Genomic DNA, 24,556 nt, shown 5'->3' on the forward strand with positions numbered 1-24,556 from the left:
CCGTTGCGATTGCCTCGTATGATTGGCTCAGTTTCGCTTGTCGGAGCGTTTATGGAGCAAAGCTGGAATAGCTTCTGGGAAAGCGTTTCGCAGGCCTTTCACCTCGCGCTCTCGCCGCTTCGGGCGCTTGCCGAAACATTCGGCTATTTTCCGAGCGATATACAACTCTGGTGCTTCGTCTGCGGTCTCTTTTTCCTGGTGCTTGTCGTTCCCCACACCTATGGCGATCTGGTGCTTCGGCGCCGTCGCGCCTACGCGACCGGCAAGGTGGTAAAGATTGACATGTCGGACGACGGGCCAAGCACTCCGATCATCGAATTCGTCGATCGTCTCGGCAAGGTCCGGCGTTTCGACTCGAACCTGCCGGTCAATGACGCGACCGGTTCGGTCGGGGTTGAGGTCGAGGTGATATACGATCCGCTGCATCCGAACCGGGCGCGAGAGGTCGGGCGGCCGCTCATGAAGATGGCCCACACGGTGTTTTGGTATGCGATTATCGCCGCGCTGATGACCCTGGCCTTCTGGCCCGGTCTGACGTCCGATTGAGCCTTCGTCTGCGACCGTGCGCTACTTACGCTGCAAATCGCAGACCGCCGTCGCAGGTCAGCACCTGGCGCTTCCCGCCGAGCGGCGCAGCGCACTGGACTATCGAGGTCAGCTCTTCGGCTTCAGCCCGTCGATGAACAATTGCTCGAGAAACCTTGCCGCGTCCTCGAAGCGGCCGTCGCCGCCGCGGTCGGGGCCGAGCACGGCGCGGACCTGAACGTCGAAATCGGCATAGTGCTGCGTCGTCGCCCAGATCGAGAAGATCAGGTGCCAGGGGTCGGTGGGCGCGATCTTGCCGGCGCGCATCCAGCCCTTGATGACTGCGGCCTTCTCGTCGACCAGCGTCTTCAGTTCGCCTTCCAGCATCGGCATGATGCGCGGCGCGCCCTGCAGGATCTCGTTGGCGAACAGGCGGCTTTCCCTAGGGAAATCGCGCGCCATTTCGAGTTTGCGCCTGATATAGCTGCGCAATTCGGTCAGCGGGTCGCCGATGTCGTCGAGTTCGCGCAGCGGCGCCAGCCAGGTATCCAGAAGCCGCTGCATCAGCGTCTCATGGATATCCTCCTTGCGGCGGAAATAGTAGAGCAGGTTCGGCTTCGACATGCCCGCGGCTTCGGCGATCTGGTCGATGGTCGAGCCGCGAAAACCGTTGGTTGAGAACACCTCGAGCGCCGCCTCCAGGATCAGTTCGCGCTTTTCCTGCTGGATGCGGGTACGGCGAGGGGCCGGAATTTCGATGTCGGCCGTCACCACGGCATACCATGGGTTGGAGAGCGATCTGGACCAATTCTCTGGCCCAGTTTTTCTCCGGCCTGTGGAGCGCGCCTCAGCTGCCGCATTTCCGCTAGTAATCCCTTGACCGCCGACAGGGCGGTGCTAACGTTTGTCCAATCGGTCAAAATTTGCGTAGCACGAAAACGCAGCAGAGACCAAGTGTCGGGAAGACCAAGCGTTAGCCGCACCGAAACAGGTTACAAGGGGAAGTCTTGGTCATGTCCAACCGGCTGAAAGTCACGCCGAACGATCTCAGCGCATTCTGGATGCCGTTCACGGCAAACCGGCAGTTCAAGCAGGCGCCGCGCATGATGGTGTCCGCCAAGGACATGCATTACACGACGAGCGACGGTCGCACGGTTCTCGACGGCACCGCCGGCCTGTGGTGCGTCAATGCCGGCCACTGCCGGCCCAAGATCACCGAGGCGATCCAGAGCCAGGCCGCAGAGCTCGACTATGCGCCGGCGTTCCAGATGGGTCACCCGATCGTCTTCGAATTGGCGAACCGTTTGGTCGACCTGGCGCCGGAGGGCATGGACCACGTGTTCTTCACCAATTCCGGATCGGAATCGGTCGACACCGCGCTGAAGATGGCGATCGCCTATCACCGCGCCAAAGGCGAGGGCTCGCGCACCCGCCTGATCGGTCGCGAGCGCGGCTATCACGGCGTCAATTTCGGCGGCATCTCGGTCGGCGGCATCGTCACCAACCGCAAGATGTTCGGCACGCTGCTCGGCGGCGTCGACCACATGCCGCACACCCATCTGCCCGAGAAGAATTCGTTCACCAAGGGCGTGCCCGAGCATGGCGCGGAACTGGCCAACGAGTTGGAGCGCATCGTCGCGCTGCACGACGCCTCGACCATCGCGGCCGTCATCGTCGAGCCGGTGGCTGGTTCCACCGGCGTCATCCTGCCGCCGAAGGGCTATCTCGAGAGGCTGCGCGAGATTTGCACCAAGCACGGCATCCTGCTGATCTTCGACGAGGTCATCACCGGCTTCGGCCGACTCGGCACGCCGTTTGCCGCCGACTATTTCGGCGTCACGCCCGACATCATGACCACCGCCAAGGGCGTCTCCAACGGCGTCATTCCGATGGGCGCGGTGTTCGTCAAGAAGGAAATCCACGACGCCTTCATGACCGGCCCCGAGCATATGATCGAGTTCTTCCACGGCTACACCTATTCGGGCAATCCGATCGCCTGTGCGGCAGCACTCGGCACGCTCGACACCTATAAGGAAGAGGGCCTGCTGACCCGCGGCCAGGAACTGGCGCCGTATTGGGAAGACGCGCTGCATTCGCTGAAGGGCGAGCCGAACGTCATCGACATCAGAAACATCGGCCTGATCGGCGCGATCGAGCTGGCGCCCATCCCCGGCAGTCCGACCAAGCGTGCCTTCTCGGCTTTTGTGAAAGCGTTCGAGCGCGGCGCGCTGATCCGCACCACCGGCGACATCATCGCGCTGTCGCCGCCGCTGATCATCACCAAGGGCCAGATCAACGAATTGATCGACCATGTGCGTGAAGTGCTGAGGGCTGTGGATTGAGAGACTGGGCGCAGCTTTCCCTGGGGACGCTGCGCAATCGATGAGGTTTTAGAAATGGCCGCTCCGGGCGAGAATCTGCGAATTAATTCAGACCGTTTGTGGGATTCGATAATGGAGATGGCGAAGATCGGCCCGGGCGTTGCCGGCGGCAACAATCGCCAGACATTGACCGACGCGGACGGCGAGGGGCGGCATCTGTTCAAGCGCTGGTGCGAGGCGGCGGGACTCGAAATGGGCGTCGACGAGATGGGCACGATGTTTGCCCGCCGCGAAGGCACCGAGCCCGATCTGCCGCCGGTCTATGTCGGCAGCCATCTCGACACCCAGCCGACCGGCGGCAAGTATGATGGCGTGCTCGGCGTTCTTGGCGGGTTGGAGATCGTGCGCTCGCTCAACGAGCTCGACATCAAGACAAAACATCCGATCGTCGTCACCAACTGGACGAACGAGGAAGGCGCGCGCTTTGCGCCGGCGATGATGGCATCCGGCGTCTTCGCCGGCGTCCTCGACCAGGCCGACGTCTACGAACATATCGACAAGGACGGCAAGAAGTTCGGCGAGGAGCTCGAACGCATCGGCTGGAAAGGCAGCGAGAAGGTCGGTGAGCGCAAGATCCACGCCTTCTTCGAGCTGCATATCGAGCAGGGCCCGATTCTCGAGGACGAGGGCATCGACATCGGTGTCGTCACCCATGGCCAGGGGCTGAAATGGCTGCAGGTGACGCTGATCGGCAAGGAGGCGCATACCGGCTCGACGCCGATGCCGAAGCGCCGCAATGCCGGGCTCGGCATGGCGCGGGTGATCGAGCTGGTGCACGAGATCGCCATGGACTACCAGCCCGACGCCGTCGGCGCGGTCGGCCACATGGAGGTCTATCCGAACTCGCGCAACATCATCGCCGGCCGCACCGTCTTCACCATCGACATCCGCTCGCCGGAAAAGGAAGTGCTCGACGCCATGGACGGGCGCATCCGCGAAGGCATCGACACGATCTGCGAGGCGCTCGACATCAAATATCAAATCGACCAGGTCGGCCATTTCGATCCGGTGACTTTCGATCCGGGCTGCGTCAAGGCTGTGCGGGATGCGGCCGAGCGCCTGGGTTACACGCATCGCAACATCGTCTCCGGCGCCGGCCACGACGCCTGCTGGATCAACCGCGTCGCGCCGACGGCAATGGTGATGTGCCCTTGCGTCGACGGGCTGTCGCACAATGAGGCTGAGGAAATCTCCAAGGAATGGGCGGCGGCCGGCGCCGACGTGCTGTTCCACGCGGTGGTGGAGACGGCGGTGATTGTGGAGTGAACTTGTGGGCGTCCGGGAGGAAGATCGAAAACGCAAAGAGTATGAAAAGGCTTGGGAAGCAGGGCTGCGGCCCGCGATCAAAGGAAAGGGATGGCGCAAGTATTGGAGTTCGATTTCTAGGCAAGACGGATCTTGGTTCATCTGTGCAGAGTGTGTTCTCCTTTGGCCGACACGTAGGCTGCAATTTCATCTGCAAGCCAAACCAATGACGTTGGATCCGTTGCTTTGGAAAATCATGGGGATACAGGGCAACGAAGCGAAGCCCTTGTCGTTCAGGAAATGGGGTGCGTTTACCTGTGAAGCGCCGACTCTTGCAGAGAAAATCGTTGAATGCGGAGATCCGGAGCAGATGGCTTCTGATTTTGTGCAGTTCGCGACCTCCGAGGGGTCGTCAGTTTTGCGCGAACTGTCTTCGAAATCCTTCTCCGGTGTTCTGGCCGAAAAGACAGGCCAGGATTTATTTGGAATGCTTTCGACAACGAAGATTGTATCTTTGCTGAGCGAGGAAAAATACGAAGACGCAATATCGTTTCTGACAGGCAAATTCGAGAAGGGCGTTTCGATCAACGTTGTTCGGCTCGATGCCGAAGGGCGCGCGAGATCAACCAGTTTTTTCGACTTGGCACACGACTACGCACTGTCGTTGAAAGAACGAGCGGCGGTGGAGACGACGGGGATTGTGGAGTGAGAATCGTCAAGCAAAGCACCGGGCAAATGGCTGTCCCGGTCGACGGCCTCTACCAATGCTTCCCAAAGAACGAAAACAATCGCGGCAAAGCTGTTCGATTTGCCACCATCGAGAAAGCAGCAGCGTTTCTTTGTGAGAACGTCGATTGGGGAATCTACATGAATCCAGGAGGCGCCTTGGTTTATCGAGACATAGTGATCGAGCGGGATCAATAGTCGGGAGATAACAATGTCCAAAGTCATCAAGAACGGCACCATCGTGACCGCCGATCGAAGCTGGAAGGCCGACGTGCTGTTCAAGCACGGCAAGATCATCGCCATCGGGCCGGACCTGCATGGCGACCACGAGTTCGACGCCAGCGGCTGCTATGTGATGCCGGGCGGCATCGATCCGCACACCCATCTCGAAATGCCGTTCATGGGCACCTATTCGGCCGACGATTTCGAGAGCGGCACCCGCGCCGCGCTTGCCGGCGGCACCACGATGGTTGTCGATTTTTGCCTGCCGGCGCCGCAGCAGTCGCTGCTCGAGGCACTGCAGATGTGGGACAACAAGACCTCGAAAGCGTCCTGCGACTACTCCTTCCACATGGCGATCACCTGGTGGGACAAGCAGGTGTTCGACGAGATGGCCACTGTCGTCGACAAGGGCATCACCTCGTTCAAGCATTTCATGGCCTACAAGGGCGCGCTGATGGTCGATGACGACGAGATGTATTCGTCGTTCCAGCGCTGCGCCGACCTTGGCGCGCTGCCGCTGGTCCATGCCGAGAATGGCGACGTGGTTGCCGCCTTGTCGCAGAAATTGCTGGCCGCCGGCAACAACGGCCCCGAAGGGCACGCTTACTCGCGGCCGCCGGAAGTGGAAGGCGAGGCGACCAACCGCGCCATCATGATCGCCGACATGGCCGGCGTGCCGCTCTATGTCGTGCATGTCTCCTGCGAGCAGGCCCATGAAGCCATTCGCCGGGCGCGGCAGAAAGGCATGCGGGTGTTCGGCGAGCCGCTGATCCAGCATCTGACGCTCGACGAGAGCGAATATTTCAACAAGGACTGGGACCATGCGGCGCGCCGGGTGATGAGCCCGCCGTTCCGCAACAAATTGCACCAGGATTCGCTGTGGGCCGGCCTGCAGGCGGGATCGCTGCAAGTGGTGGCGACCGACCATTGCGCCTTCACCACCAGCCAGAAGCGCAACGGCGTCGGCGATTTCACTAAGATCCCGAACGGCACCGGCGGGCTCGAGGACCGTTTGCCGGTGCTGTGGACGACGGGCGTCAACACCGGCCGGCTGACGATGAACGAATTCGTCGCGGTGACCTCGACCAATATCGCCAAGATCCTCAACATGTATCCGAAGAAGGGCGCCATCGTCGAAGGCGCCGACGCCGACATCGTCGTCTGGGACCCGAAGCGCACGAAGACGATCACTTCCAAGAAGCAGCAGTCGGTGATCGACTACAACGTCTTCGAAGGTTTTGAGGTGACCGGCCTGCCGCGTTTCGTCTTCTCGCGCGGCGAACTGTCGATCCAGGAGAACGAGGTCAAGGCGAAGCCAGGCCATGGCGAGTTCGTCGCTCGCGAGCCGAATGCCGCGGTCAACCGGGCGCTGTCGACCTGGAAGGAAATCTCCGCGCCGCGCAAGGTGGAACGGTCAGGTATTCCGGCGACCGGGGTGTGAGTTTGCGCGGGTTTGTCGAAGTCGGCGCCGCCCCTCCGGGGCAGCGCAAACCTGAAGCGATTGCACTGTCTCCATGCCCGATACCAATTGACCGGCGGATAGCCCGCCTGTCAAAGCCGGCCTCAGGCGACCAGCCCATCCAGTTCCGGCAGCAGCACGACGCTTTCCTGTTCGTTGGGATCGGTGCGAGCGATGACCGCCGAGGCCGGGCTGTCGCTCAGATTGGCCGGCAGATGCGGCACGCCGGCGGGGATATAGAAAAGGTCGCCGGCCTTGGCCACGGTCTGCTGCTCGAGCCTGTCGCCGTACCAGGTATGGACCTCGCCGGAGAGCACATAGATCGCCGTTTCATGGCTTTCGTGCATATGCGCCTTGGCGCGGGCACCAGGCGGCATGGTGAGCAGGTGCATGCAGATGCCGGTAGAGCCGACCGTCTCGGCGGCTATGCCGGTGAAATAACTCAGTCCCTGCTTGCCTTCATAAGAGCTTTCGGGGCGGATAAGATGGCATGTGGGTTTGGACGACATCGGGCAAACTCTCGATCGAGTGGGACAAGATAAGTGGTAAGCAGCATTTTGGCAAAAGCAACAGGAGTGCGGCCGGCGCGGCGGCGACGCGAAAAGCCAGGCTGTGGCCTATGACGGGACAGTCGCCAGCCGTCGTTTCGGCAAGCAAGCTCGGCCTGACCTTCCAGACCAGTGACGGTCCGGTGCAGGCGCTGTCGAATGTCGACCTGACCATCGGCAAGGGCGAATTCGTCTCCTTCATCGGGCCGTCTGGCTGCGGCAAGACGACCTTGCTGCGGGTCATCGCCGATCTGGAAAAACCGACATCGGGAAGCATCGCCGTCAACGGCATGACGCCCGAGCAGGCGCGCCAGAGCCGCGCCTATGGCTATGTCTTCCAGGCGGCCGCACTTTATCCGTGGCGCACGATCGAGCGCAACGTCGCGCTACCGCTGGAGATCATGGGTCTCTCGAAGGCAGAGCAGGCGGCGCGCATCAAGCGCACGCTCGACCTGGTCAACCTGTCCGGCTTCGAGCAGAAATACCCGTGGCAGCTTTCCGGCGGCATGCAGCAGCGTGCCTCGATCGCGCGGGCGCTGGCCTTCGATGCCGATCTTCTGTTGATGGACGAGCCGTTCGGCGCGCTCGACGAGATCGTGCGCGACCACCTCAACGAACAGCTTCTGGAGCTTTGGGAGCGGACCAACAAGACCATCTGCTTCGTCACCCATTCCATTCCCGAGGCGGTCTATCTATCGACGCGGATCATCGTCATGTCGCCGCGCCCGGGCCGCGTCAGCGACGTCATCGAATCGACGCTGCCGAAAAAGCGGCCGCTCGACATTCGCGAGACGCCGGAGTTCCTGGCGATCGCGGCGCGGGTGCGTGACGGGCTCAGGGCAGGGCACAGCTATGAGGATTGAGCGGGATGGGCTCCCTCCTCTCCCCGGCGGGGAGAGGGTGGCCGGAGCGAAGCGGAGGTCGGGTGAGGGGGCGGCGCCGACAGATCCGACCAAAAGAAATGCCGGGGCAACCGCTCGCGCTCGAAAGCTGCGGGTCGACGAAACCGAGGCTGAGTACCGACTTTGGGGGGATCTGAGAGGACGTCATCTCAACGGCTACAAATTTGTGAGGCAAGTGCCGCTTGGACCTTTCATCGCGGATTTCGTTTGTCGCGAGAAGGGTCTGATCGTCGAATTCGATGGCAGCCAGCATGCGGATTCACCAACCGACCCCGCCAGGACGGCCTGGCTGAATGGCCATGGTTATTCCGTTCTCCGGTTCTGGAACCATGAAGTTTTGGCCGAGCGCCGAGCGGTCCTTGATACGATCCTGGCTTGCCTCGACGGAAAGATTTCTACCCCCTCACCCGACCTCCGCTTCGCTCCGGCCACCCTCTCCCCGTTGGGGAGAGGAGGGCGCCAGTCGCCCGAGGGCTGCTGATGGACTCCTTTCGCGACAAGCTCGTTCCGGTGACCTCGATCCTCGCGGGCGTGGTGGTTGTCTGGTATGTTTTCGCCGTCATCCTCAACGCGCCGTTCCAGCGCGATCTCGACCGCCGTGCCGGCGCGACGCCTGATATTGTGGAATTTATCGGCAAGACGATGTCGCAGCCGAAGCCGACGCTGCCGGCGCCGCATCAGGTGGCGGTGAATTTCTTCGAGAACACGTTTCTGCGTAAGGTCACCAGCAACCGCAGCCTTGTCTACAATGCCTGGGTGACGCTGTCCTCGACGCTGCTCGGCTTCGCCTTCGGCACGGCGCTCGGCATCGTGATTGCCGTCGGCATCGTGCATGTGGCGACGCTCGACCGCAGCCTGATGCCGTGGATCATCGCCTCGCAGACCATTCCGATCCTGGCGGTGGCGCCGATGATCATCGTGGTGCTGGCGGCGATCGGCATCACTGGCCTGATCCCGAAAGCGCTGATCTCGACTTATCTGTCATTCTTTCCGGTGGTGGTCGGCATGGTCAAAGGGCTGCGTTCGCCCGAGCTTACCCATCTCGATCTGATGCACACCTACAATGCCAGCCCCTCGCAGACCTTCTGGAAACTGCGGGTGCCGGCGTCGGTGCCGTTCCTGTTCACCTCGATGAAGGTGGCGGTGGCCGCCAGCCTGGTCGGCGCCATCGTCGGCGAACTGCCGACCGGCGCTGTCGCCGGCATCGGCGCCAAGCTGCTCGCCGGAGCCTATTACAGCCAGACCATCGACATCTGGTCGGCGCTGGTGGCGGGCTCGGTGGTGGCGGCGCTGCTGGTGATGGTGGTCGGCATTGCCGGGCGCATCGTCGACCGCGCCATGGGCGGCAGGCCGGCATGAGCGGTCTCCTCAGCCTTTCGTCGATCACGCCCCGCTCGTGGCAGGGGTATGCTGCGCTCGCCCTGCTTGCTGTGGCTCTGCTTCTTTGGCCGCTTGTCGATGCGGCGCCCGGCTATGGCGTCGGTACTTCGGCTTTGATTTTCTTGTTGCTGCTCCTGGCAATCGAGGCCGACAATTTCCCCCCGGCACTTGGGGTGGTGTTGCTCTTCCTTGGCGCGCATGGCGCGGCGTGGCTGCTGCTCGCCGGCATAACCGGCAATGAGGGCACCGCTCGCGTGTCGTTCTATCTGCTGCTTGCCGCGGCATGGCTTCTGGCCTGGCGCTGCGTGACGGTGCTGTCCGCGCTTCGCCCGGCCTCGCGCTGGGCGGCGACCGCTTTGCGGCTGATCATTCCGGCGATCTTTGGCGCCTGGATCCTGATCATCTGGGAGGCGGTGACGCGGGGCGCCGGCATTCCCTTCATCCTGCTGCCGCCGCCTAGCGCCATCGGCGTGCGCATCGCCAATTCGCTGCCGGTGCTGGCCGCCGACGTGCGGCAGACCATCTTCAAGGCGGTTATCTTCGGCTACGTCGTTGGCAGCGGCGCCGGCTTTCTTGCCGCCATCGCGGCCGACCGCGTGCCGTTCCTGCGCCGCGGCTTGCTGCCGATCGGCAATATGGTGTCGGCGCTGCCGATCATCGGCGTGGCGCCGATCATGGTCATGTGGTTCGGCTTTGACTGGCAGTCGAAGGCCGCCGTCGTCATCATCATGACCTTCTTCCCGATGCTGGTGAACACCGTCGCCGGGCTTGCCGCCTCCGGCCATATGGAACGCGACCTGATGCGCACCTATGCGTCGAGTTACTGGCAGACGCTGTTCAAGCTGCGGCTGCCGGCGGCAGCCCCCTTCATTTTCAACGCGCTGAAGATCAATTCGACGCTGGCGCTGATCGGCGCCATCGTCGCGGAGTTCTTCGGCACGCCGGTGGTCGGCATGGGATTCCGGATTTCGACCGAAGTCGGACGGATGAATATCGACATGGTCTGGGCCGAAATCGCAGTTGCAGCACTTGCGGGTTCGGTCTTTTATGGCGTGGTCGCTCTTGTCGAGAGAGCAGTCACGTTTTGGCATCCCTCCGTCCGTGGTGGATAGGGCGGTGGCGGGTTTGGAATCAGGGGTTGAATTGAAGGTCCTGGTCCTAAAAGGGTGAACACTTAACTCCAGAGGGTAAAAGCATGAAAAGACTTGTTATCTCGATGCTGGCCGGCGCGATGTCGCTTGCCGCGTTCCAGGCGATCGCCGCAGACAAGGTGACGCTGCAGCTGAAATGGGTCACGCAGGCCCAGTTCGCCGGCTACTACGTCGCCAAGGACAAGGGTTTTTATGAGGCCGAGGGCCTCGACGTCGAGATCAGGCCGGGCGGTCCCGATATCGCGCCCGAGCAGGTGATCGCCGGTGGTGGCGCCGACGTCATCGTCGACTGGATGGGCGGCGCGCTGGCCGCACGCGAAAAGGGCGTGCCGCTGGTCAATATCGCCCAGCCGTTCAAGAAGGCCGGCATGCAGCTGGTCTGCCCGAAGGATGGCCCGGTCAAGACCGAAGCCGACTTCAAGGGCCATACGCTCGGCGTCTGGTTCTTCGGCAACGAATATCCGTTCTACGCCTGGATGAACAAGCTCGGCCTGAAGACCGACGGCGGCCCGGACGGCGTCACCGTGCTGAAGCAGAGTTTCGACGTGCAGCCGCTGATCCAGAAGCAGGCGGATTGTATTTCGGTCATGACCTACAACGAATACTGGCAACTCATCGATGCCGGCTACAAGCCGGAAGAGCTGATCGTGTTCAACTACTCGGCCATGGGCAACGACCTGCTTGAGGACGGGCTCTACGCGTTGGAGGACAAGCTCAAGGATCCGGCATTCGAGGACAAGATGGTGCGTTTCGTGCGCGCCTCGATGAAGGGCTGGAAATACGCCGTCGACAATTCCGACGAGGCGGCCGAAATCGTCATGGACAATGGCGGCCAGGACGAGAACCACCAGAAGCGCATGATGGGCGAAGTCGCCAAGCTGATCGACAATGCCGACGGCAAGCTCGACCCGGCGACCTACGCGCGCACCGCCAAGGCGCTGCTCGACCAGAAGATCATCAGCAAGGAACCGACCGGCGCCTACACGACCGCCATCACCGACAAGGCGATCAAGTAAGGGCCATCAAGTAACGGCGGTCAACGCCTCGGGGGCTGCAATTCGAAAAGGGGCGGGCGACCGCCCCTTTTTGTCAGGGATGTAACATAGCCGTTACCGGGTGGAAACATCCGCTCGCCACAACCGTTGTTCCAGTGCATCCTGCTTCAGCGGATGTCATCGCCACAACGGAGAATTCCATGCGCATGCAATCCTTCTCGCCGATGCTTTCGGCGCTCGCCGTTTCGGCTTCCCTCCTGGGCGCTTCACCGGCCTTGGCCGAGATGATGAAGATGAAGGCGACGCTCGATGGCGCTCAGCAGAACCCACCCGTCACCACGGAGGGCAAAGGCGAGGCCACTGTCGGCTTCAACACCGAGACGAAACAGCTGACCTGGAACGTGATGTATTCAGGTCTCAGTGGACCGGCGACGGCCGGACATATTCACGGTCCGGCAGCCAAGGGTGAAAATGCCGGCGTCGTCGTCCCGTTCAAGGGCGCGCCGAAAAGCCCGTTCAAGGGGGCGGCGATCCTGACCGACGCCCAGGCTGCCGACCTGATGGCCGGCAAATACTACATCAACATCCATACGGCGGCCCACAAGGACGGCGAGGTCCGCGGGCAGATCGAGAAGGCGGCAACGATGTAGCGCAATCGCCCGAGGGATCGCTGCATTACATTAGCCTGTCGAATTTTGCGGGACAGCGCTGCGAAGGATCTCGGCCTATGCCTCTGACGCTCAGGCCCTGTCCCTTATCTGGGTCATCGTCCGGGTCGGCGTGATCGCCTCGGGGTCGAGCCTGATCTCGACGATCGACGGCTTGCCGCTGGCACGGGCGCGTTCGAAGGCCGGCGCGAAGTCGGCCGTCTTCTCGACCGTTTCGCCATGGCCGCCATAGGCGCGGGCGAGCGCCGCGAAGTCGGGATTCTTTAGGTCGGTGGCGACGACGCGGCCCGGATACTCACGCTCCTGATGCATGCGGATGGTACCGTAGATGCCATTGTTGACGACGACGACGATGATCGGCAGATCATACTGCACGGCGGTGGCGAACTCTTGGCCGTTCATCAGGAAGCAGCCGTCGCCGGCAAAGGCGATCACGTCGCGCTCGGGAAACAATTCCTTGGCGGCGACCGCTGCCGGCGTGCCGTAGCCCATCGAGCCGGAGGTCGGCGCTGCCTGCGTGGCAAAGCGCCGGGAACGGTGGAAACGGTGCACCCAGGTGGCGTAGTTGCCGGCGCCGTTGGTGAGGATCGCATCGTCGGGCAGCATTTTTTCGAGATAGTTCATGATCGGCCCCATCTGGACGGCGCCGGGGCCGCTTTCGGGCGGTGTCGACCAGTCGAGATAGGCGGCGTGCAGCTTCGCTGTTTCATCCGCCCAGACCGGCGTGGCGGCCGGCTTGCGCCCGGCAAAGGCTTCGACGAAGGCGGACGGCGAGGCGTTGATCGCCAGCGTCGGCCGATAGACACGGCCGAGCTCGCCGGCGTCAGCATGGACATGGACCAGCGACTGGTCGGGATAGGGGCTCTTGAGCAGCGTGTAGTCCGAGGACGGCATCTCGCCCATGCGGCCGCCGATCAGCAGCACGAGGTCGGCCTGCTTGATAGCGGTCGCCAGCTTCGGGTTGATGCCGATGCCGACATCGCCGGCATAGTTCGGGTGGAGATGATCGAACAGCATCTGGCGGCGGAAGGAGCAGCCGACCGGCAGCGACCAGGCTTCGGCGATCGACCGCATCCGCGCGACGGCCGCCGCATCCCAGCGCGTGCCGCCGAGGATCACAAAGGGGCGCTTTGCCTTATTGAGAAGCTTTTCCAGAGCATCGAGTTCGGCCTCGCCCGGCCGCGTTTCGACCGGCGTGTGGGGCAGGGCTTCCGGCGCTTCCGCCAGGCTGGTCAGCATGTCTTCCGGCAGCGAGATGACGACCGGGCCGGGGCGGCCGGACGTTGCCACCGCGAAGGCGCGGGTGACGAATTCGGGAATGCGCGCGGCGTCGTCGATCTCGACCACCCATTTGGCGATGTCGCCGAAGAACCTGACATAGTCGACCTCTTGAAACGCCTCGCGCTGCTTGGCGTGGCTGGCGACCTGGCCGATGAACAGGATGACGGGCACCGAATCCTGCATGGCGATGTGGATGCCGGCCGAGGCGTTGGTGGCGCCGGGGCCGCGGGTGACGAAGCAGATGCCTGGCTTGCCGGTCAGGCGGCCATGGCAGTCTGCCATCATCGCGGCACCGCCTTCCTGGCGGCAGACGATGGTGCGGATCGGCGAGTCGTGCAGCGCGTCGAGCACCGCAAGGTAGGATTCGCCGGGCACGCAATAGATACGGTCCGTTCCGTTGGCTTCGAGCGCATCGACAATCAATTGTCCGCCGGTCTTCATTTTCCTGACCTCTCCAGTTCGGCAAGGATTTCTTCGGTGTGTTCGCCGAGGCGCGGCGAGGGCCGCTCATAGACCAGCGGCGTGCCCGACATGACCATCGGCGCGCGCACCGAGGGCAACAGATTGCCATGGCTGTCGTCGAGGTCGAGCCGCATGCCGCGCGCGATGGTCTGCGGGTCGGCGAACATCTCGCCGATCGTGTTGATCGGGCTGGCAGGCACGCCTGCCGTCTCCAGCCTGGCCAGAAGCGGATCGCGATCGAAGGTTTTTAGCGCCTCGATTAGATGCTCGCGCAGCTTCGCCCGGTTGGCGACCCGGGCGGGGTTGGTGGCGAAATCGGGGTCGGATGGCAGCTCGTCCAAGCCGACGGCGGCGCAGAATTTGGCGAACTGGCCGTCATTGCCGATGGCCAGGATGATATGGCCGTCCTTGACCGGCACCACTTCATAGGGCGCGATGTTCATATGCGCGTTGCCCATCTGCACCGGCGATTTTCCCGAGACCAGATAGTTGAGGTTCTGGTTGCCGAGCGCCGAGATCTGGCTGTCGTAGAGCGCCATGTCGATATGCTGGCCTTCGCCAGTCTTTTCGGCATGGCGAAGTGCGGCCTGGATGGCGATCACCGAGTAGAGGCCGGTGAAAATGTCCGAAATGGCGACACCGGCCTTTTGCGGCTCGCGGCCAGCCTCGCCGGTGATCGACATCATGCCGGCCATGCCCTGGATGATGAAGTCATAGCCGGCACGCGGCGCGTAGGGCCCGTCCTGGCCGAAGCCGGTGATCGAGCAATAGACCAGCCGCGGGTTGATTTCCCTGAGGCTTTTATAGTCGAGGCCGTATTTCTTCAGCCCGCCGAGCTTGAAGTTCTCGATCAGCACATCTGATGTCGCGACCAGCCGGCGCACTGTCTCGGCGCCCTCCGGCGTCGAGAAATCGATGGCGATGGAGCGCTTGCCGCGATTGCAGGAATGGTAGTAGGCGGCCGAGAGGTTTTCGCCGTCATGGCTCATGACGAAGGGCGGACCCCATTTGCGGGTGTCGTCGCCGCCATCAGGGCTCTCGACCTTGATCACGTCGGCGCCGAGATCGGCAAGCAACTGCCCGGCCCACGGTCCGGCCAGGATGCGGGCGAGCTCGATTACGCGGATGCCTTTCAGCGGAGGCTCGGTCATGGATCACCGTGATTGATCGGAAACCCAGCCTGTATCAATCCCGCGTGCCGAAGTCACGGCTCTTGCAATGGGCCAATCTCGATCAGGCTTGTTTCAGCACGCTGTCGGCCCATGCGGCGAAATCGTCCATGATGATATTTCGATTCACCTCGTTCAGGCTTTCGTGGCGGGTCTCGGCGTAAACCTTTGAAACGAGATTCGAGAAGCCCATCCTGTGCAGGCGGCCAGCGAGCTGGCTGACCGCCTTGCCGCCGCCGGTGGCGGGGTCATTTTCTCCGCCGACCAGGCATATCGGCAGGGTCGTGCGGACGCCGGAAAAATTGGCGTCGTCGGCGCCGTCGAAGACAAAGCCGAACAGGTCGCGCCACATCGACACCGAGGCATCCCAGCCGCACAGCGGATCGGCGATGTATTTGTCGACTTCGGCCGCGTCGCGTGACAGCCAGTCGAACGGCGTGCGGTGATCGGGGACGGCTTTGCCCCAGGCCTGGAAGGTCAGTCTCGGCAGCATGCGCGACGGCATGTCGGAGCCGAGCCGGAATTTTTCCCAGGCCAGGATGATCTGCGCCGCACGGCCGGCCAGCCCGGCGGAAAAATTGGCGTTCCAGATGCCGGCGGCGTGCAGCCGGTTCGAATGATGAAGCATGAAATTCAGCGCGACGAGGCCGCCCATGGAATGGCCGAAGACGATGACCGGCAGGCCGGGATGGTCGCCGGCGATCAGGTCATGCACGGCGGCGACATCGGCGATGACCTTGGCGCCGCCATCCGCTTTGGCGAATGTGCCGAGCGGAGCGTCTGGCGCCTTGGTTGCGCCATGGCCGCGATGGTCATGGGCATAGACATGGAAGCCGCACTCACCCAGAAAGGTGGCGAAGCGGACATAGCGCGCCGCGTGTTCGGCCAGTCCGTGATTGATCTGGACGACCGCGCGCGGGCGGCCCTCGGCGCGTTTCACGTAAAGGTTGAGCGCCGCACCGGTCGGCGATCGCAGCACGCGCTGCTGGCTGAATGACATTGTCGCTTCGTCTCCAACGCGTCTTTAGCACCTGCGAACGTTTGTGTGCGCCGACGCCGGTTTTGCGTCAATCCGTGTTTGCGCAGCGCAGTTCTTGCCCGCAACGCGGAGCATCGCAATTCTGACATGGAGAATTTGCTACCGAGAGAGGGGCGGCAGTCTGTTGCCGCAGCATTCTTCAACCGGAGAGTACCCATGCGTACGCTGACAGGTGTTGTTTTCGGATCGGCGCTTGCCGCCGTGCTGACGGGTGCTGCGCGGGCCGAGGTCAAGATGAGCGGCTCTTTCGTCGCCGACGCCACCTGTCAAGCGACCCAGGCCATCAAGAGCGGCAAGAACCCCGGCAATATCGCGACCGATGCGGGACAGAGCTATCAGCTTCTGGCTGGCAACAAGGATGCTCCCACGCACTACCTGATCCGCGTGCCGGGGGCCGATCCGGAGCGCCGCTGGGTGAAGGTCGATTGCGGCCATGTTTCGGGCGCGTCAACGATGCCGACAGCACCCGTGCCGGCCGACCGAGAGAAGCCTGCTGCGCCGGCTTCGGGAAAGCCCGAATATGTCCTCGCGCTGAGCTGGCAGCCGGCGTTTTGCGAAACCAGGCCCGGCAAGACCGAATGCAAGGCGCAGACCGCGGCCGGTTTTGAGGCGACGCATTTCACCTTGCACGGGCTGTGGCCGCAGCCGAACGGAAATTTCTATTGCCAGGTGGCGGCGGCCGACAAGGCGAACGACAATCCGGCGCAATGGCAGGACCTGCCGCCGGTCGAGCTCGAGCCGAACACGCGCTCGGAGCTCGACCGGGTGATGCCGGGCACCGCATCCGCTCTCGACAGGCATGAGTGGATCAAGCATGGAACCTGTTACGGCAAGAGCCAGCAGGCATATTTTTCCGATGCGCTGAATTTAACACGCGCCGTGAACGCTTCACCAGTGCGCAATGTTTTCACGCAGAGCATTGGTCAGGAGCTGACGTCGGACCAGATCCGCAGCGCCTTCGACCGAGCCTTCGGTCCCGGCGCCGGCGAGCGGGTTCGCGTCTCCTGCGTGAAGGATCCTTCGAGCGGTCGGCGGCTGATCGGCGAGCTGACGCTCGGCTTGGCCGGCCCGATCGGCCCGAACTCCTCACTCGGTGAGCTGTTGCTGGCCTCAGTGCCGACGAACAATGCCGGCTGCCCGAAAGGCATCATCGATCCGATCGCATTCCAGTGACACGCCGAGCCCTGCGGGAGCTTATGCGCCAGCGTACCCGAAAGTACGCTCCGTTCCGGTTCTCGCGATCCACCATTCTCGACGCGATCGCGCCCGTCTCGGCCCGAAGGCCGCTTTGAAATGCCAAAACAGTTTGCCGTTCGGCGCGGCATCGCCTACATAGCGCGCAACTTCCATTCAATCCGACATTCCAGTCGACTTTTCAGGGAAAGCGCGCGTGGCACGCCAGTTCATCTATCACATGGCCGGCCTCAACAAGGCCTATGGCACCAAGAAGGTGCTCGAGAATATCCACCTCTCCTTCTACCCGGACGCCAAGATCGGCATCCTCGGGCCGAACGGCGCCGGCAAGTCGACCATCCTCAAGATCATGGCCGGCATCGACAAGGAGTGGAGCGGCGAGGCGTGGCTGGCCGAAGGCGCCACCGTCGGTTACCTGGCGCAGGAGCCGGCGCTCGATGCGAGCAAGACCGTGTTCGAGAACGTCATGGAAGGCGTCGCCGCCAAGACCGCGATCATCGAACGCTACAACGAATTGATGATGAACTATTCCGACGAGACGGCCGACGAGTCGGCCAAGCTCCAGGACGAGATGGACCGGCTCAACCTGTGGGATCTCGAACAGCAGGTCGAGATGGCAATGGAAGCGCTGGGCTGTCCGCCCAAGGAAGCCGACGTCACCAAGCTGTCGGGCGGCGAGCGCCGCCGCGTGGCACTGTGCCAGCTGCTGCTGCGCCAGCCGGACCTCCTGCTGCTCGACGAGCCGACCAACCATCTCGACGCCGAGACGACGGCGTGGCTGGAAAAGCATCTGCGCGCCTATCCCGGCGCGGTGATGATCATCACCCACGATCGCTACTTCCTCGACAATGTCACCGGCTGGATCCTCGAGCTCGACCGCGGCCGCGGCATTCCCTATGAGGGCAACTACACCAAATATCTCGAAGCCAAGGCCAAGCGGCTCAAGCAGGAAGGCCGCGAGGACGACGCGCGCCAGCGGGCGATCGGCCGCGAGCGCGAGTGGATCCAGTCCAGCCCCAAGGCACGGCAGACCAAGTCGAAAGCGCGCATCCAGGCGTTCCAGGATCTGCTGGATGCAGCCGACAAGCGGCGTCCGAGCGACACCCAGATCGTCATTCCGCATGGCGAGCGGCTCGGCAATGTGGTGATCGAGGTCGACAGCCTGTCGAAGGGTTTTGGCGACACGCTGCTGATCGACGATCTCGAATTCAAGCTGCCGCCCGGCGGCATCGTCGGCGTCATCGGCCCGAACGGCGCCGGCAAGACGACGCTGTTTCGCATGATCACCGGCCAGGAAAAGCCGGATGCCGGCACGATCCGCGTCGGCGAGACGGTCAAGCTCGGCTACGTCGACCAGAGCCGCGATGCACTCGACCCGACCAAGACCGTGTGGGAAGAAATCTCGGGCGGCGCCGAAGTGGTCAAGCTCGGCAAGTTCGAGGCCAACACCCGCGCCTATTGCGCGTCGTTCAATTTCCGCGGCGGCGATCAGCAGCAGAAGGTCGGCAACCTGTCCGGCGGCCAGCGCAACCGCGTCCATCTGGCCAAGATGCTGAAGATCGGCGGCAATGTGCTGCTGCTCGACGAACCGACCAACGATCTCGACACCGAAACGCTGGCGGCGCTCGAAGACGCGCTGGAAAACTTCGCCGGCTGCGCCGTCATCATCTCGCACGACCGCATGTTCCTTGACCGTCTGGCGACGCACATCCTTGCCTTCGAAGGCGACAGCCATGTCGAGTGGTTCGAGGGCAATTTCGAGGATTACGAGCAGGACAAGATCCGCCGTCTCGGCCCCGACGCCGTCAATCCGCACCGCATGACGTATAAGCGGCTGACGCGGTAGCAACGGATTGGTTGCAAGCCTCCCAGGCTGCTCGTAGAATTACCGGAAGGAGACAGACATGCTTAATGTGGAGCTTCCTACCGCGCTGGAAAAGCGCCTTGAGATCGTGGCAAGGAAAACTGGCCGGACAAAACACGACGTGGTCGTTGCCGCCATTATCGAGCAAATTCAGGATTTGGAGGACGGACTGATCGCCCTCGAACGCCTTAACGACGATAAAGGTGACTGGCTTTCTCTGGCCGAAGTCAAGGAACGACTGGGATTGGACGATGCAAGCGCCGGCAGTGACGGTTGAACGTGTGGATAATTCGTGTCGAGAAGCGTGCGCTGAAGGATATCTCCCGATTGCAAAGGTCCGATCAGCGTCGGATTGTCGACTTCCTGGAAAACAGGCTCGCCCGGCGCGACAATCCACGCGAACTTGGCGAAGCGCTAACAGGACCGCTTGCAGGTCTCTGGAAATATCGTGTGGGTTCATTCCGAATACTGACAAGGATCGACGATAGCGCGCTCGCAATTTGGGTGGTTCAAGTCGGCGACCGTCGCGAGGTCTATCGGTGAATACAGTCGCAAAAGCCAAAACCGACTGGTCCGCCGCCCAATATCTCAAATTCGAGCACGAGCGCACGCGGCCGGCGCGCGATCTCGTCGCGCAGGTGCCGGTGGCGGCGCCGCGCCGGGTGGTCGACATCGGCTGCGGGCCGGGCAATTCGACGCAATTGCTGGTCGAGCGCTGGCCGAGCGCGCAGGTCAGCGGTTTGGACACCTCGCCTGACATGATCGAGAAGGCGAGGGCGCGTCTGCCGGAAGTGGCCTTCGAACTGGCGGATGCGGCGGCGTGGCAGCCCGAAGAGCCGGTCGACGTGATCTTCGCCAATGCGGTGTTCCAGTGGCTGCCGGAGCATCCGGCGATCTTCCAGCGGCTGATGGGATTTTTGGCGCCCGGCGGCGCGCTTGCCGTGCAGATGCCCGACAATATGGGCGAGCCGTCGCACCGGCTGATGCGCGACACGGCGGCCGAAATGCCGTTTGCCGAAAAGCTCGAGGGTGCTGTACGCGGGCCGCTGCCGCCGGTGGCGTTCTATTACGATCTTTTGTCGCCGTTCTCCGACCGGCTCGACATCTGGCACACCGCCTACAATCATCCGCTGGCCGATGCCGGGGCAATCGTCGAATGGCTGAAGTCGACCGGGCTGAAGCCGTTCCTCGATCCGCTCGACGAGGACGAGCGGCGGCTTTTCCTCAAACGCTACACTGCCAGAATAACCGAAGCCTATTCGAAGACGGCAAACGGCAAGGTGCTGCTGCGTTTCCCGCGCCTGTTCATCGTCGCGCGGCGCGCTGCCTAGAAACGATTGGCCACACCGAGACGCACTGCCTGGCTGCGCTTGATTCGGTTTCGTCACAATGCGCATTTCAGCCACGCAAGCTTGTGGTCTTTTGCCTCAGGCCCTTGATTTAAGCCGGCATAAACTAGCTTGATGCGAATAATGTTGCGCCGAACTCTCGCCGCGCCCACATCAAGCCGCAGCGCCTGCGCATGGGGACGAACTGAAAATGCATCGCGTCATCATCAGCGGCATCGGCGTTGAAATCCCCGAGCCTTCGATCACCAACGAGGAATTGGTCGACAGCTTCAATGCCTGGGTCGAGATGGAGAATGTCCGCCGCCAGGCTTCGGGCGAGACGCTGCTGCAGAAATCCGACAGCGCCTTCATCGTTCATGCTTCGGGCGTGCAGACGCGCCATGTGATCGAGCGGGAAGGCATTCTCGACCCGACCCGCATGGCGCCGCGCATTCCGGCGCGGCCGGACGACGCGCTGTCGCTGGAAGCCGAGTTCGGCATCGCATCGGCCAGGAAAGCGCTCGACCATGCCGGCCTGGAGCCGTCAGACATCGACCTGGTGATCTGCTCGGCCTCGCATCACCAGCGGCCCTATCCGGCGATCGCCATAGAGATGCAGCAGGCGATGGGCACGAAGGGCGCCGGTTTCGACATGGGCCTTGGCTGCTCGTCGGCGGCGGCGGCATTGCATATCGCGGTCAATCTGGTGCGGGCGGGCGCACACAGGCGCGTGCTGGTGACGACGCCCGAGATCATCACCGGCCATCTCAACTTCCGCGACCGGCAGACGCATTTCATCTTCGGCGATGCTTCGGTCTCGATGATCGTCGAGGGGCTCGCCCAGGGCGACAAACGGCCGGGACGTTTCGAGGTGCTCGACACCCGGACCTGGACGCAGATGTCCAACAACATCCGCACCAATCTCGGCTATTACACGCGCACCGCCCAGGACGATCCGTATATGATCAACCTGGAGGGCAACCTGATCAAGCAGGTCGGCAACAAGGTGTTCAAGGAAGTCACCGTCGCCGGGCATAAATTCATCGTCGAGTTCCTGGCCGAGCATGGGCTGACGCCGCAAGCGATCCGGCGCTTCTGGCTGCATCAGGCCAATGCCCGTATGAACGCCATGATCCTGAAACTGTCGTTTGGCCACGAGGTCGACCATGACCGCGCGCCGATGGTGCTGGAGCGCCTCGGCAACACCGCCGGCGCCGGTGCGGTCGTCGCCTTGGCGGAAAACCACGCCGACATGAACGCCGGCGACTATGGCCTGCTCTGCGCCTTCGGCGCCGGCTATTCGATCGGCGGGGCGCTGTTGCGCATGCTCTGATCGATCTTGGCGCGAACGGCCCTGCATTGGAGGGCGCCGGTGTAATCGCATCAGTCTGCTTGATTGGAGCATCAGTGCTTTCGACTGGACCTGATGAGCAGACTGCGGCTAATTGCGGCTAATTGCGCGCATCATGCAAGGAATGAAGCCCACGCCGGATCTCTTCCCCGAGGTCGAAAACCCGGTCGAAATCATCTCGGCGCGGAAGCTTGCCGCGCGGGTGGCCGCGCTTTACGTCGCGCCATCAGATCATTTCGAGACACGCGCGGATGAATTGCGGCTTGGCTTCGACGGCATCGACGGCGATTTCCACGCCGGCGCGACGCGGCGCTCCGGCGGGCGCGAGCCCTGGTATCCACGCAGTACCGAGATACGCAGCGAGCGGCAATTGTCTGTTGTGGCCGCGGACGAACGGGCGATCGTGGCAGGGCGGATGGCCATCGCCGAGATCAAGCCGGAATGGATCGGCGCCAATCTGTTGATCGAAGGCCTGCCGCATCTCTCGATGCTGCCGTCCGGCACGCTGCTGTTCTTCAAAGGCGGCGTCACCGTCAAGGTCGACGCGCAGAACGGACCTTGCCGCATCGCCGGGCGATCGGTCGCCGAAAATGCCGGAATGGCCGACCACGAAGCCGGCGCGCTGTTGTTTCCGAAGGCGGCAAAGCGGCTGCGGGGCCTTGTCGCCTGGGTGGAAAAACCAGGCCGCATCACGACCGGTGAGGAGATTCGGTGCGTGTCCCCGAGCAGTGGATTTGCCGGGCCTGAGGCCAGGAATGGTCAGGGATAGCGCACCGGGCTCGACCAGCCCGGGTCTTCGTGCTTTTGCCAATAGATCGCCATCAGGCGCCTGGTAATCGCGCCGACCTTGCCGTCCGCGACCGGAATACCGTCGATCATCGTCACCGGCATGATGCCGCCGGCGGTCGAGGTGATGAAGACCTCGTCGGACTGACGCAGCGCAGCGACGCTGACATCGGCCGCTGCAACGGCAAGCCCTGCCTCCGCGCAGAGATCGAAGACGGTGCGACGGGTGATGCCGGGCAGCACGCCGGCAGCCGGCGTCGACAGTTTACCGTCATCCACGCAAAAGACGTTGAAGCCGGGGCCTTCCGCGACATTGCCGTTGAAATCGAGGAGCAGCGCGGTCTCGGCGCCGCGGTCATAGGCGTCGTAGAGGCCTCGCACCAGGTCGAGCCAGTGGTAGTTCTTGATTGTTGGGTCGATCGAGGCCGGTGGGATGCGCACCTTGTCGCTGATCGCCACATGCAGGCCGCGCTGCAATTGCTCGGCATTGGCGACCGAGCCGAATGGAACGGCGAACGCAATGAAGCGGTTGACCGCGTCGCGCGGGTCGCGGCTGAAGGTCGGCGAAGCGCCGCGCGTGCACAGCATCTCGACATAAGCGGCGCGATGACCCGACAGCGCCACGCAATTTTCGAGGATCCCGGCGACGCCATCGCGGTCGAACGGCATCGTCATGCGCAGCTTTTCCAGCCCGCCGAAGAAGCGATCGAGATGCAAGTCGAGGCGGAAGAAGCGACCGCCCCAGACATGCACCGTGTCGTAGGTGGCGTCGGAATGCAGGAAGCCCCAATCCAGCACCGAGATCTTGGCTTGCGACATCGGCAGATATTGACCGTCCAGGAAGGCAACGCCGTCCGGATAGGAGTGCGGGTCTATGTGATGGACGGAGAGCGAGGGCAGTGGTTTGGCATGCGGATCGATCGAGTTGCTCATCACGTCCTCCGTCAGGTCGTCTCCGTCCAGACGCGATAGAGCGCTACGGCGGGTGGCACAAGACACAGGCCGGGGTTGCGGATGAGCCATCGAGAGACGTTGTCATTCCTCATCGTTATCCTCGAGCAGACGTGTGGCGCGCCAGCGGGTCAGCACGATGTTGGTCTGTTCCATGACGAAGAAGCGCGCCGAGTCGCGGTCGTAGCCTTCGGCCAGCAGCTTTTCGTAGTCGGTGTGCACGTGACGGATATGGGCGATAGTCGCCAGCCACACCGCGATCGTCGGCGGCAAGCTCTTCATATGCACCGCGCCGGCGTCGGCGCGGATCTTTTCCATGTCGGCATAGGGCGCCAGCGGCAAAAGCGCTGTCAGCGCCTTGGCGATGGCGCGGCGGCGGCCGGTCGGCGCGCTCATTGCCCATCCCGTCCGGGCTCGTCCCGTCCGGCAATGGTCGCGTCGGCAAAGGCATCGGTCGAAGCGAAATAAGGCTTGATGTCGATGAACGACGTGCCGTCGAGCACGTCGATGGCATCGATATCGATACGGCCCGTTTCGATATCGAGGGCGACGAGTTTTGCGATGTGCAATCCGACCGGGTTCGGCCGGGCCGGGGAGCGCAGCGAAAAAACGCCTTTCGGTTCAGCCGCATGGCGGGGTTTCTGGACAATCAGGGTCCGCGGTGCGTGGTGCAACCAGGACAGGACGATGACGTGGCTGGCGCGTTCAAGCCCGAGCAGGCCCTCGCGATAGGGCAGGTCGATCGTGAGAACTGCCGGCTGTCCGGTTTCCCGCGCGGCTTTCATGTTCTTGGGGCAAGTTTCTCGCGTGGTCCAGGGCGAGGCGATGCGGCCGATGAAGACGACATGGCCGTCCGGCGGCATATTGGCGGGATCAGTTTCCAGAAGCTTTTCGCCGCTGCGCGTTTCGAACATGGTTTTCCACCCCGA

At 62.8% G+C, this 24,556-nt stretch carries 26 protein-coding genes and 1 pseudogene; 19 read left to right on the forward strand and 8 right to left on the reverse strand.

Translation table 11 applies throughout. The features are described 5' to 3' along the window. Positions 1-51 precede the first annotated feature (51 nt). Complete coding sequence (locus AC0L16_RS02680) at positions 52-546, forward strand: DUF3592 domain-containing protein (RefSeq protein ID WP_473618850.1); 495 nt, start codon at positions 52-54, stop codon at positions 544-546. Between the two features lie 108 nt (positions 547-654). Here AC0L16_RS02680 and AC0L16_RS02685 read toward each other — a convergent pair whose 3' ends face one another. Further along, positions 655-1,284 (reverse strand): TetR family transcriptional regulator C-terminal domain-containing protein, encoded by a 630-nt coding sequence (locus AC0L16_RS02685; protein ID WP_287077245.1) that lies wholly within the window; start codon positions 1,282-1,284, stop codon positions 655-657. Positions 1,285-1,538: 254 nt separating this feature from the next. On the opposite strand from AC0L16_RS02685, the gene aptA reads away from it, so the two are divergent. Genes aptA through hydA form a run of 5 tightly spaced genes read left to right on the forward strand, consistent with a single transcriptional unit; the run spans position 1,539 to position 6,540 of the window. Further along, positions 1,539-2,867 (forward strand): omega-aminotransferase AptA, encoded by a 1,329-nt coding sequence (aptA, locus tag AC0L16_RS02690; RefSeq protein WP_473618851.1) that lies wholly within the window; start codon positions 1,539-1,541, stop codon positions 2,865-2,867. 54 nt (positions 2,868-2,921) lie between these two features. Then, complete coding sequence (locus AC0L16_RS02695; RefSeq protein WP_473618852.1) at positions 2,922-4,172, forward strand: Zn-dependent hydrolase; 1,251 nt, start codon at positions 2,922-2,924, stop codon at positions 4,170-4,172. A gap of 4 nt (positions 4,173-4,176) precedes the next feature. After that, complete coding sequence (locus tag AC0L16_RS02700; protein ID WP_473618853.1) at positions 4,177-4,860, forward strand: hypothetical protein; 684 nt, start codon at positions 4,177-4,179, stop codon at positions 4,858-4,860. Continuing rightward, on the forward strand, positions 4,857-5,075 hold the full coding sequence (locus tag AC0L16_RS02705; protein ID WP_473618854.1) for a hypothetical protein: 219 nt from the start codon (positions 4,857-4,859) through the stop codon (positions 5,073-5,075). The genes AC0L16_RS02700 and AC0L16_RS02705 overlap by 4 nt, the downstream gene beginning before the upstream one ends. A 13-nt stretch (positions 5,076-5,088) precedes the next feature. Beyond that, positions 5,089-6,540: a dihydropyrimidinase gene (gene hydA / locus AC0L16_RS02710; protein WP_473618855.1), complete on the forward strand. Its 1,452-nt coding sequence runs from the start codon at positions 5,089-5,091 to the stop codon at positions 6,538-6,540. Between the two features lie 122 nt (positions 6,541-6,662). Here the strand turns inward: hydA and AC0L16_RS02715 are convergent, their stop codons facing one another. Then, positions 6,663-7,067 (reverse strand): cupin domain-containing protein, encoded by a 405-nt coding sequence (locus AC0L16_RS02715; RefSeq protein WP_473618856.1) that lies wholly within the window; start codon positions 7,065-7,067, stop codon positions 6,663-6,665. Positions 7,068-7,177: 110 nt separating this feature from the next. Between AC0L16_RS02715 and AC0L16_RS02720 the strand changes: the two genes are divergently transcribed. The 6 genes from AC0L16_RS02720 (at position 7,178) to AC0L16_RS02745 (ending at position 12,184) form a co-directional block, all read left to right on the forward strand. Then, the gene (locus AC0L16_RS02720; protein ID WP_292408458.1) at positions 7,178-7,969 is read left to right on the forward strand and encodes an ABC transporter ATP-binding protein; all 792 of its coding nucleotides are present in this window, start codon (positions 7,178-7,180) and stop codon (positions 7,967-7,969) included. Further along, the gene (locus tag AC0L16_RS02725; protein ID WP_473618858.1) at positions 7,959-8,489 is read left to right on the forward strand and encodes an endonuclease domain-containing protein; all 531 of its coding nucleotides are present in this window, start codon (positions 7,959-7,961) and stop codon (positions 8,487-8,489) included. Before AC0L16_RS02720 ends, AC0L16_RS02725 begins: the two co-directional genes overlap by 11 nt. Next, on the forward strand, positions 8,489-9,367 hold the full coding sequence (locus AC0L16_RS02730) for an ABC transporter permease (protein ID WP_473618859.1): 879 nt from the start codon (positions 8,489-8,491) through the stop codon (positions 9,365-9,367). Before AC0L16_RS02725 ends, AC0L16_RS02730 begins: the two co-directional genes overlap by 1 nt. Next, a complete protein-coding gene (locus AC0L16_RS02735; RefSeq protein WP_473618860.1) occupies positions 9,364-10,500 on the forward strand; it encodes an ABC transporter permease in 1,137 nt (378 codons plus the stop codon). The genes AC0L16_RS02730 and AC0L16_RS02735 overlap by 4 nt, the downstream gene beginning before the upstream one ends. An 83-nt stretch (positions 10,501-10,583) precedes the next feature. Further along, positions 10,584-11,555 carry an ABC transporter substrate-binding protein gene (locus AC0L16_RS02740; protein ID WP_473618861.1) on the forward strand — a complete coding sequence of 324 codons (972 nt, stop codon included), beginning with the start codon at positions 10,584-10,586 and terminating at the stop codon, positions 11,553-11,555. 179 nt (positions 11,556-11,734) lie between these two features. Continuing rightward, entirely contained in the window at positions 11,735-12,184 is a 450-nt protein-coding gene (locus tag AC0L16_RS02745; RefSeq protein WP_473618862.1) for a CHRD domain-containing protein, read from the forward strand. 90 nt (positions 12,185-12,274) lie between these two features. Here AC0L16_RS02745 and AC0L16_RS02750 read toward each other — a convergent pair whose 3' ends face one another. The 3 genes from AC0L16_RS02750 to AC0L16_RS02760 all read right to left on the reverse strand — a co-directional run bounded on the left by AC0L16_RS02750 (position 12,275) and on the right by AC0L16_RS02760 (position 16,114). Further along, positions 12,275-13,924: a thiamine pyrophosphate-binding protein gene (locus tag AC0L16_RS02750; RefSeq protein ID WP_473618864.1), complete on the reverse strand. Its 1,650-nt coding sequence runs from the start codon at positions 13,922-13,924 to the stop codon at positions 12,275-12,277. Beyond that, the gene (locus tag AC0L16_RS02755; RefSeq protein WP_473618865.1) at positions 13,921-15,096 is read right to left on the reverse strand and encodes a CaiB/BaiF CoA transferase family protein; all 1,176 of its coding nucleotides are present in this window, start codon (positions 15,094-15,096) and stop codon (positions 13,921-13,923) included. Before AC0L16_RS02755 ends, AC0L16_RS02750 begins: the two co-directional genes overlap by 4 nt. Positions 15,097-15,178: 82 nt before the next feature. Continuing rightward, positions 15,179-16,114, reverse strand: coding sequence for an alpha/beta fold hydrolase (locus tag AC0L16_RS02760; protein WP_473618866.1), 936 nt, complete (start codon positions 16,112-16,114; stop codon positions 15,179-15,181). Positions 16,115-16,309: 195 nt separating this feature from the next. Between AC0L16_RS02760 and AC0L16_RS02765 the strand changes: the two genes are divergently transcribed. The 7 genes and pseudogenes from AC0L16_RS02765 (at position 16,310) to AC0L16_RS02795 (ending at position 22,637) form a co-directional block, all read left to right on the forward strand. Continuing rightward, the gene (locus AC0L16_RS02765) at positions 16,310-17,326 is read left to right on the forward strand and encodes a ribonuclease T2 family protein (RefSeq protein ID WP_473618868.1); all 1,017 of its coding nucleotides are present in this window, start codon (positions 16,310-16,312) and stop codon (positions 17,324-17,326) included. Between the two features lie 217 nt (positions 17,327-17,543). Then, entirely contained in the window at positions 17,544-19,193 is a 1,650-nt protein-coding gene (ettA, locus tag AC0L16_RS02770) for an energy-dependent translational throttle protein EttA (RefSeq protein ID WP_473618869.1), read from the forward strand. A gap of 58 nt (positions 19,194-19,251) precedes the next feature. After that, entirely contained in the window at positions 19,252-19,488 is a 237-nt protein-coding gene (gene relB, locus AC0L16_RS02775; protein ID WP_473618870.1) for a type II toxin-antitoxin system RelB family antitoxin, read from the forward strand. Positions 19,489-19,490: 2 nt separating this feature from the next. After that, on the forward strand, positions 19,491-19,754 hold the full coding sequence (locus tag AC0L16_RS02780; RefSeq protein WP_473619135.1) for a type II toxin-antitoxin system RelE family toxin: 264 nt from the start codon (positions 19,491-19,493) through the stop codon (positions 19,752-19,754). After that, the gene (gene tam / locus AC0L16_RS02785) at positions 19,751-20,542 is read left to right on the forward strand and encodes a trans-aconitate 2-methyltransferase (RefSeq protein WP_473618872.1); all 792 of its coding nucleotides are present in this window, start codon (positions 19,751-19,753) and stop codon (positions 20,540-20,542) included. The genes AC0L16_RS02780 and tam overlap by 4 nt, the downstream gene beginning before the upstream one ends. A gap of 208 nt (positions 20,543-20,750) precedes the next feature. Continuing rightward, entirely contained in the window at positions 20,751-21,872 is a 1,122-nt protein-coding gene (locus tag AC0L16_RS02790; RefSeq protein WP_473618873.1) for a beta-ketoacyl-ACP synthase III, read from the forward strand. Positions 21,873-22,005: 133 nt separating this feature from the next. Next, positions 22,006-22,637 (forward strand): annotated as a pseudogene (locus AC0L16_RS02795) (MOSC domain-containing protein). A 12-nt stretch (positions 22,638-22,649) separates the two neighbouring features. Here AC0L16_RS02795 and AC0L16_RS02800 read toward each other — a convergent pair. The 3 genes from AC0L16_RS02800 to tsaA all read right to left on the reverse strand — a co-directional run bounded on the left by AC0L16_RS02800 (position 22,650) and on the right by tsaA (position 24,541). Next, complete coding sequence (locus AC0L16_RS02800; protein WP_473618874.1) at positions 22,650-23,609, reverse strand: aminotransferase class IV; 960 nt, start codon at positions 23,607-23,609, stop codon at positions 22,650-22,652. A gap of 102 nt (positions 23,610-23,711) precedes the next feature. Next, on the reverse strand, positions 23,712-24,023 hold the full coding sequence (locus AC0L16_RS02805) for a DUF2293 domain-containing protein (protein WP_095492245.1): 312 nt from the start codon (positions 24,021-24,023) through the stop codon (positions 23,712-23,714). Further along, positions 24,020-24,541, reverse strand: a complete 522-nt coding sequence (tsaA, locus tag AC0L16_RS02810) for a tRNA (N6-threonylcarbamoyladenosine(37)-N6)-methyltransferase TrmO (RefSeq protein ID WP_473618875.1) — start codon at positions 24,539-24,541, stop codon at positions 24,020-24,022. Before tsaA ends, AC0L16_RS02805 begins: the two co-directional genes overlap by 4 nt. Positions 24,542-24,556: the final 15 nt, after the last annotated feature.

Source organism: Mesorhizobium sp. WSM4848 (genome assembly GCF_055811375.1).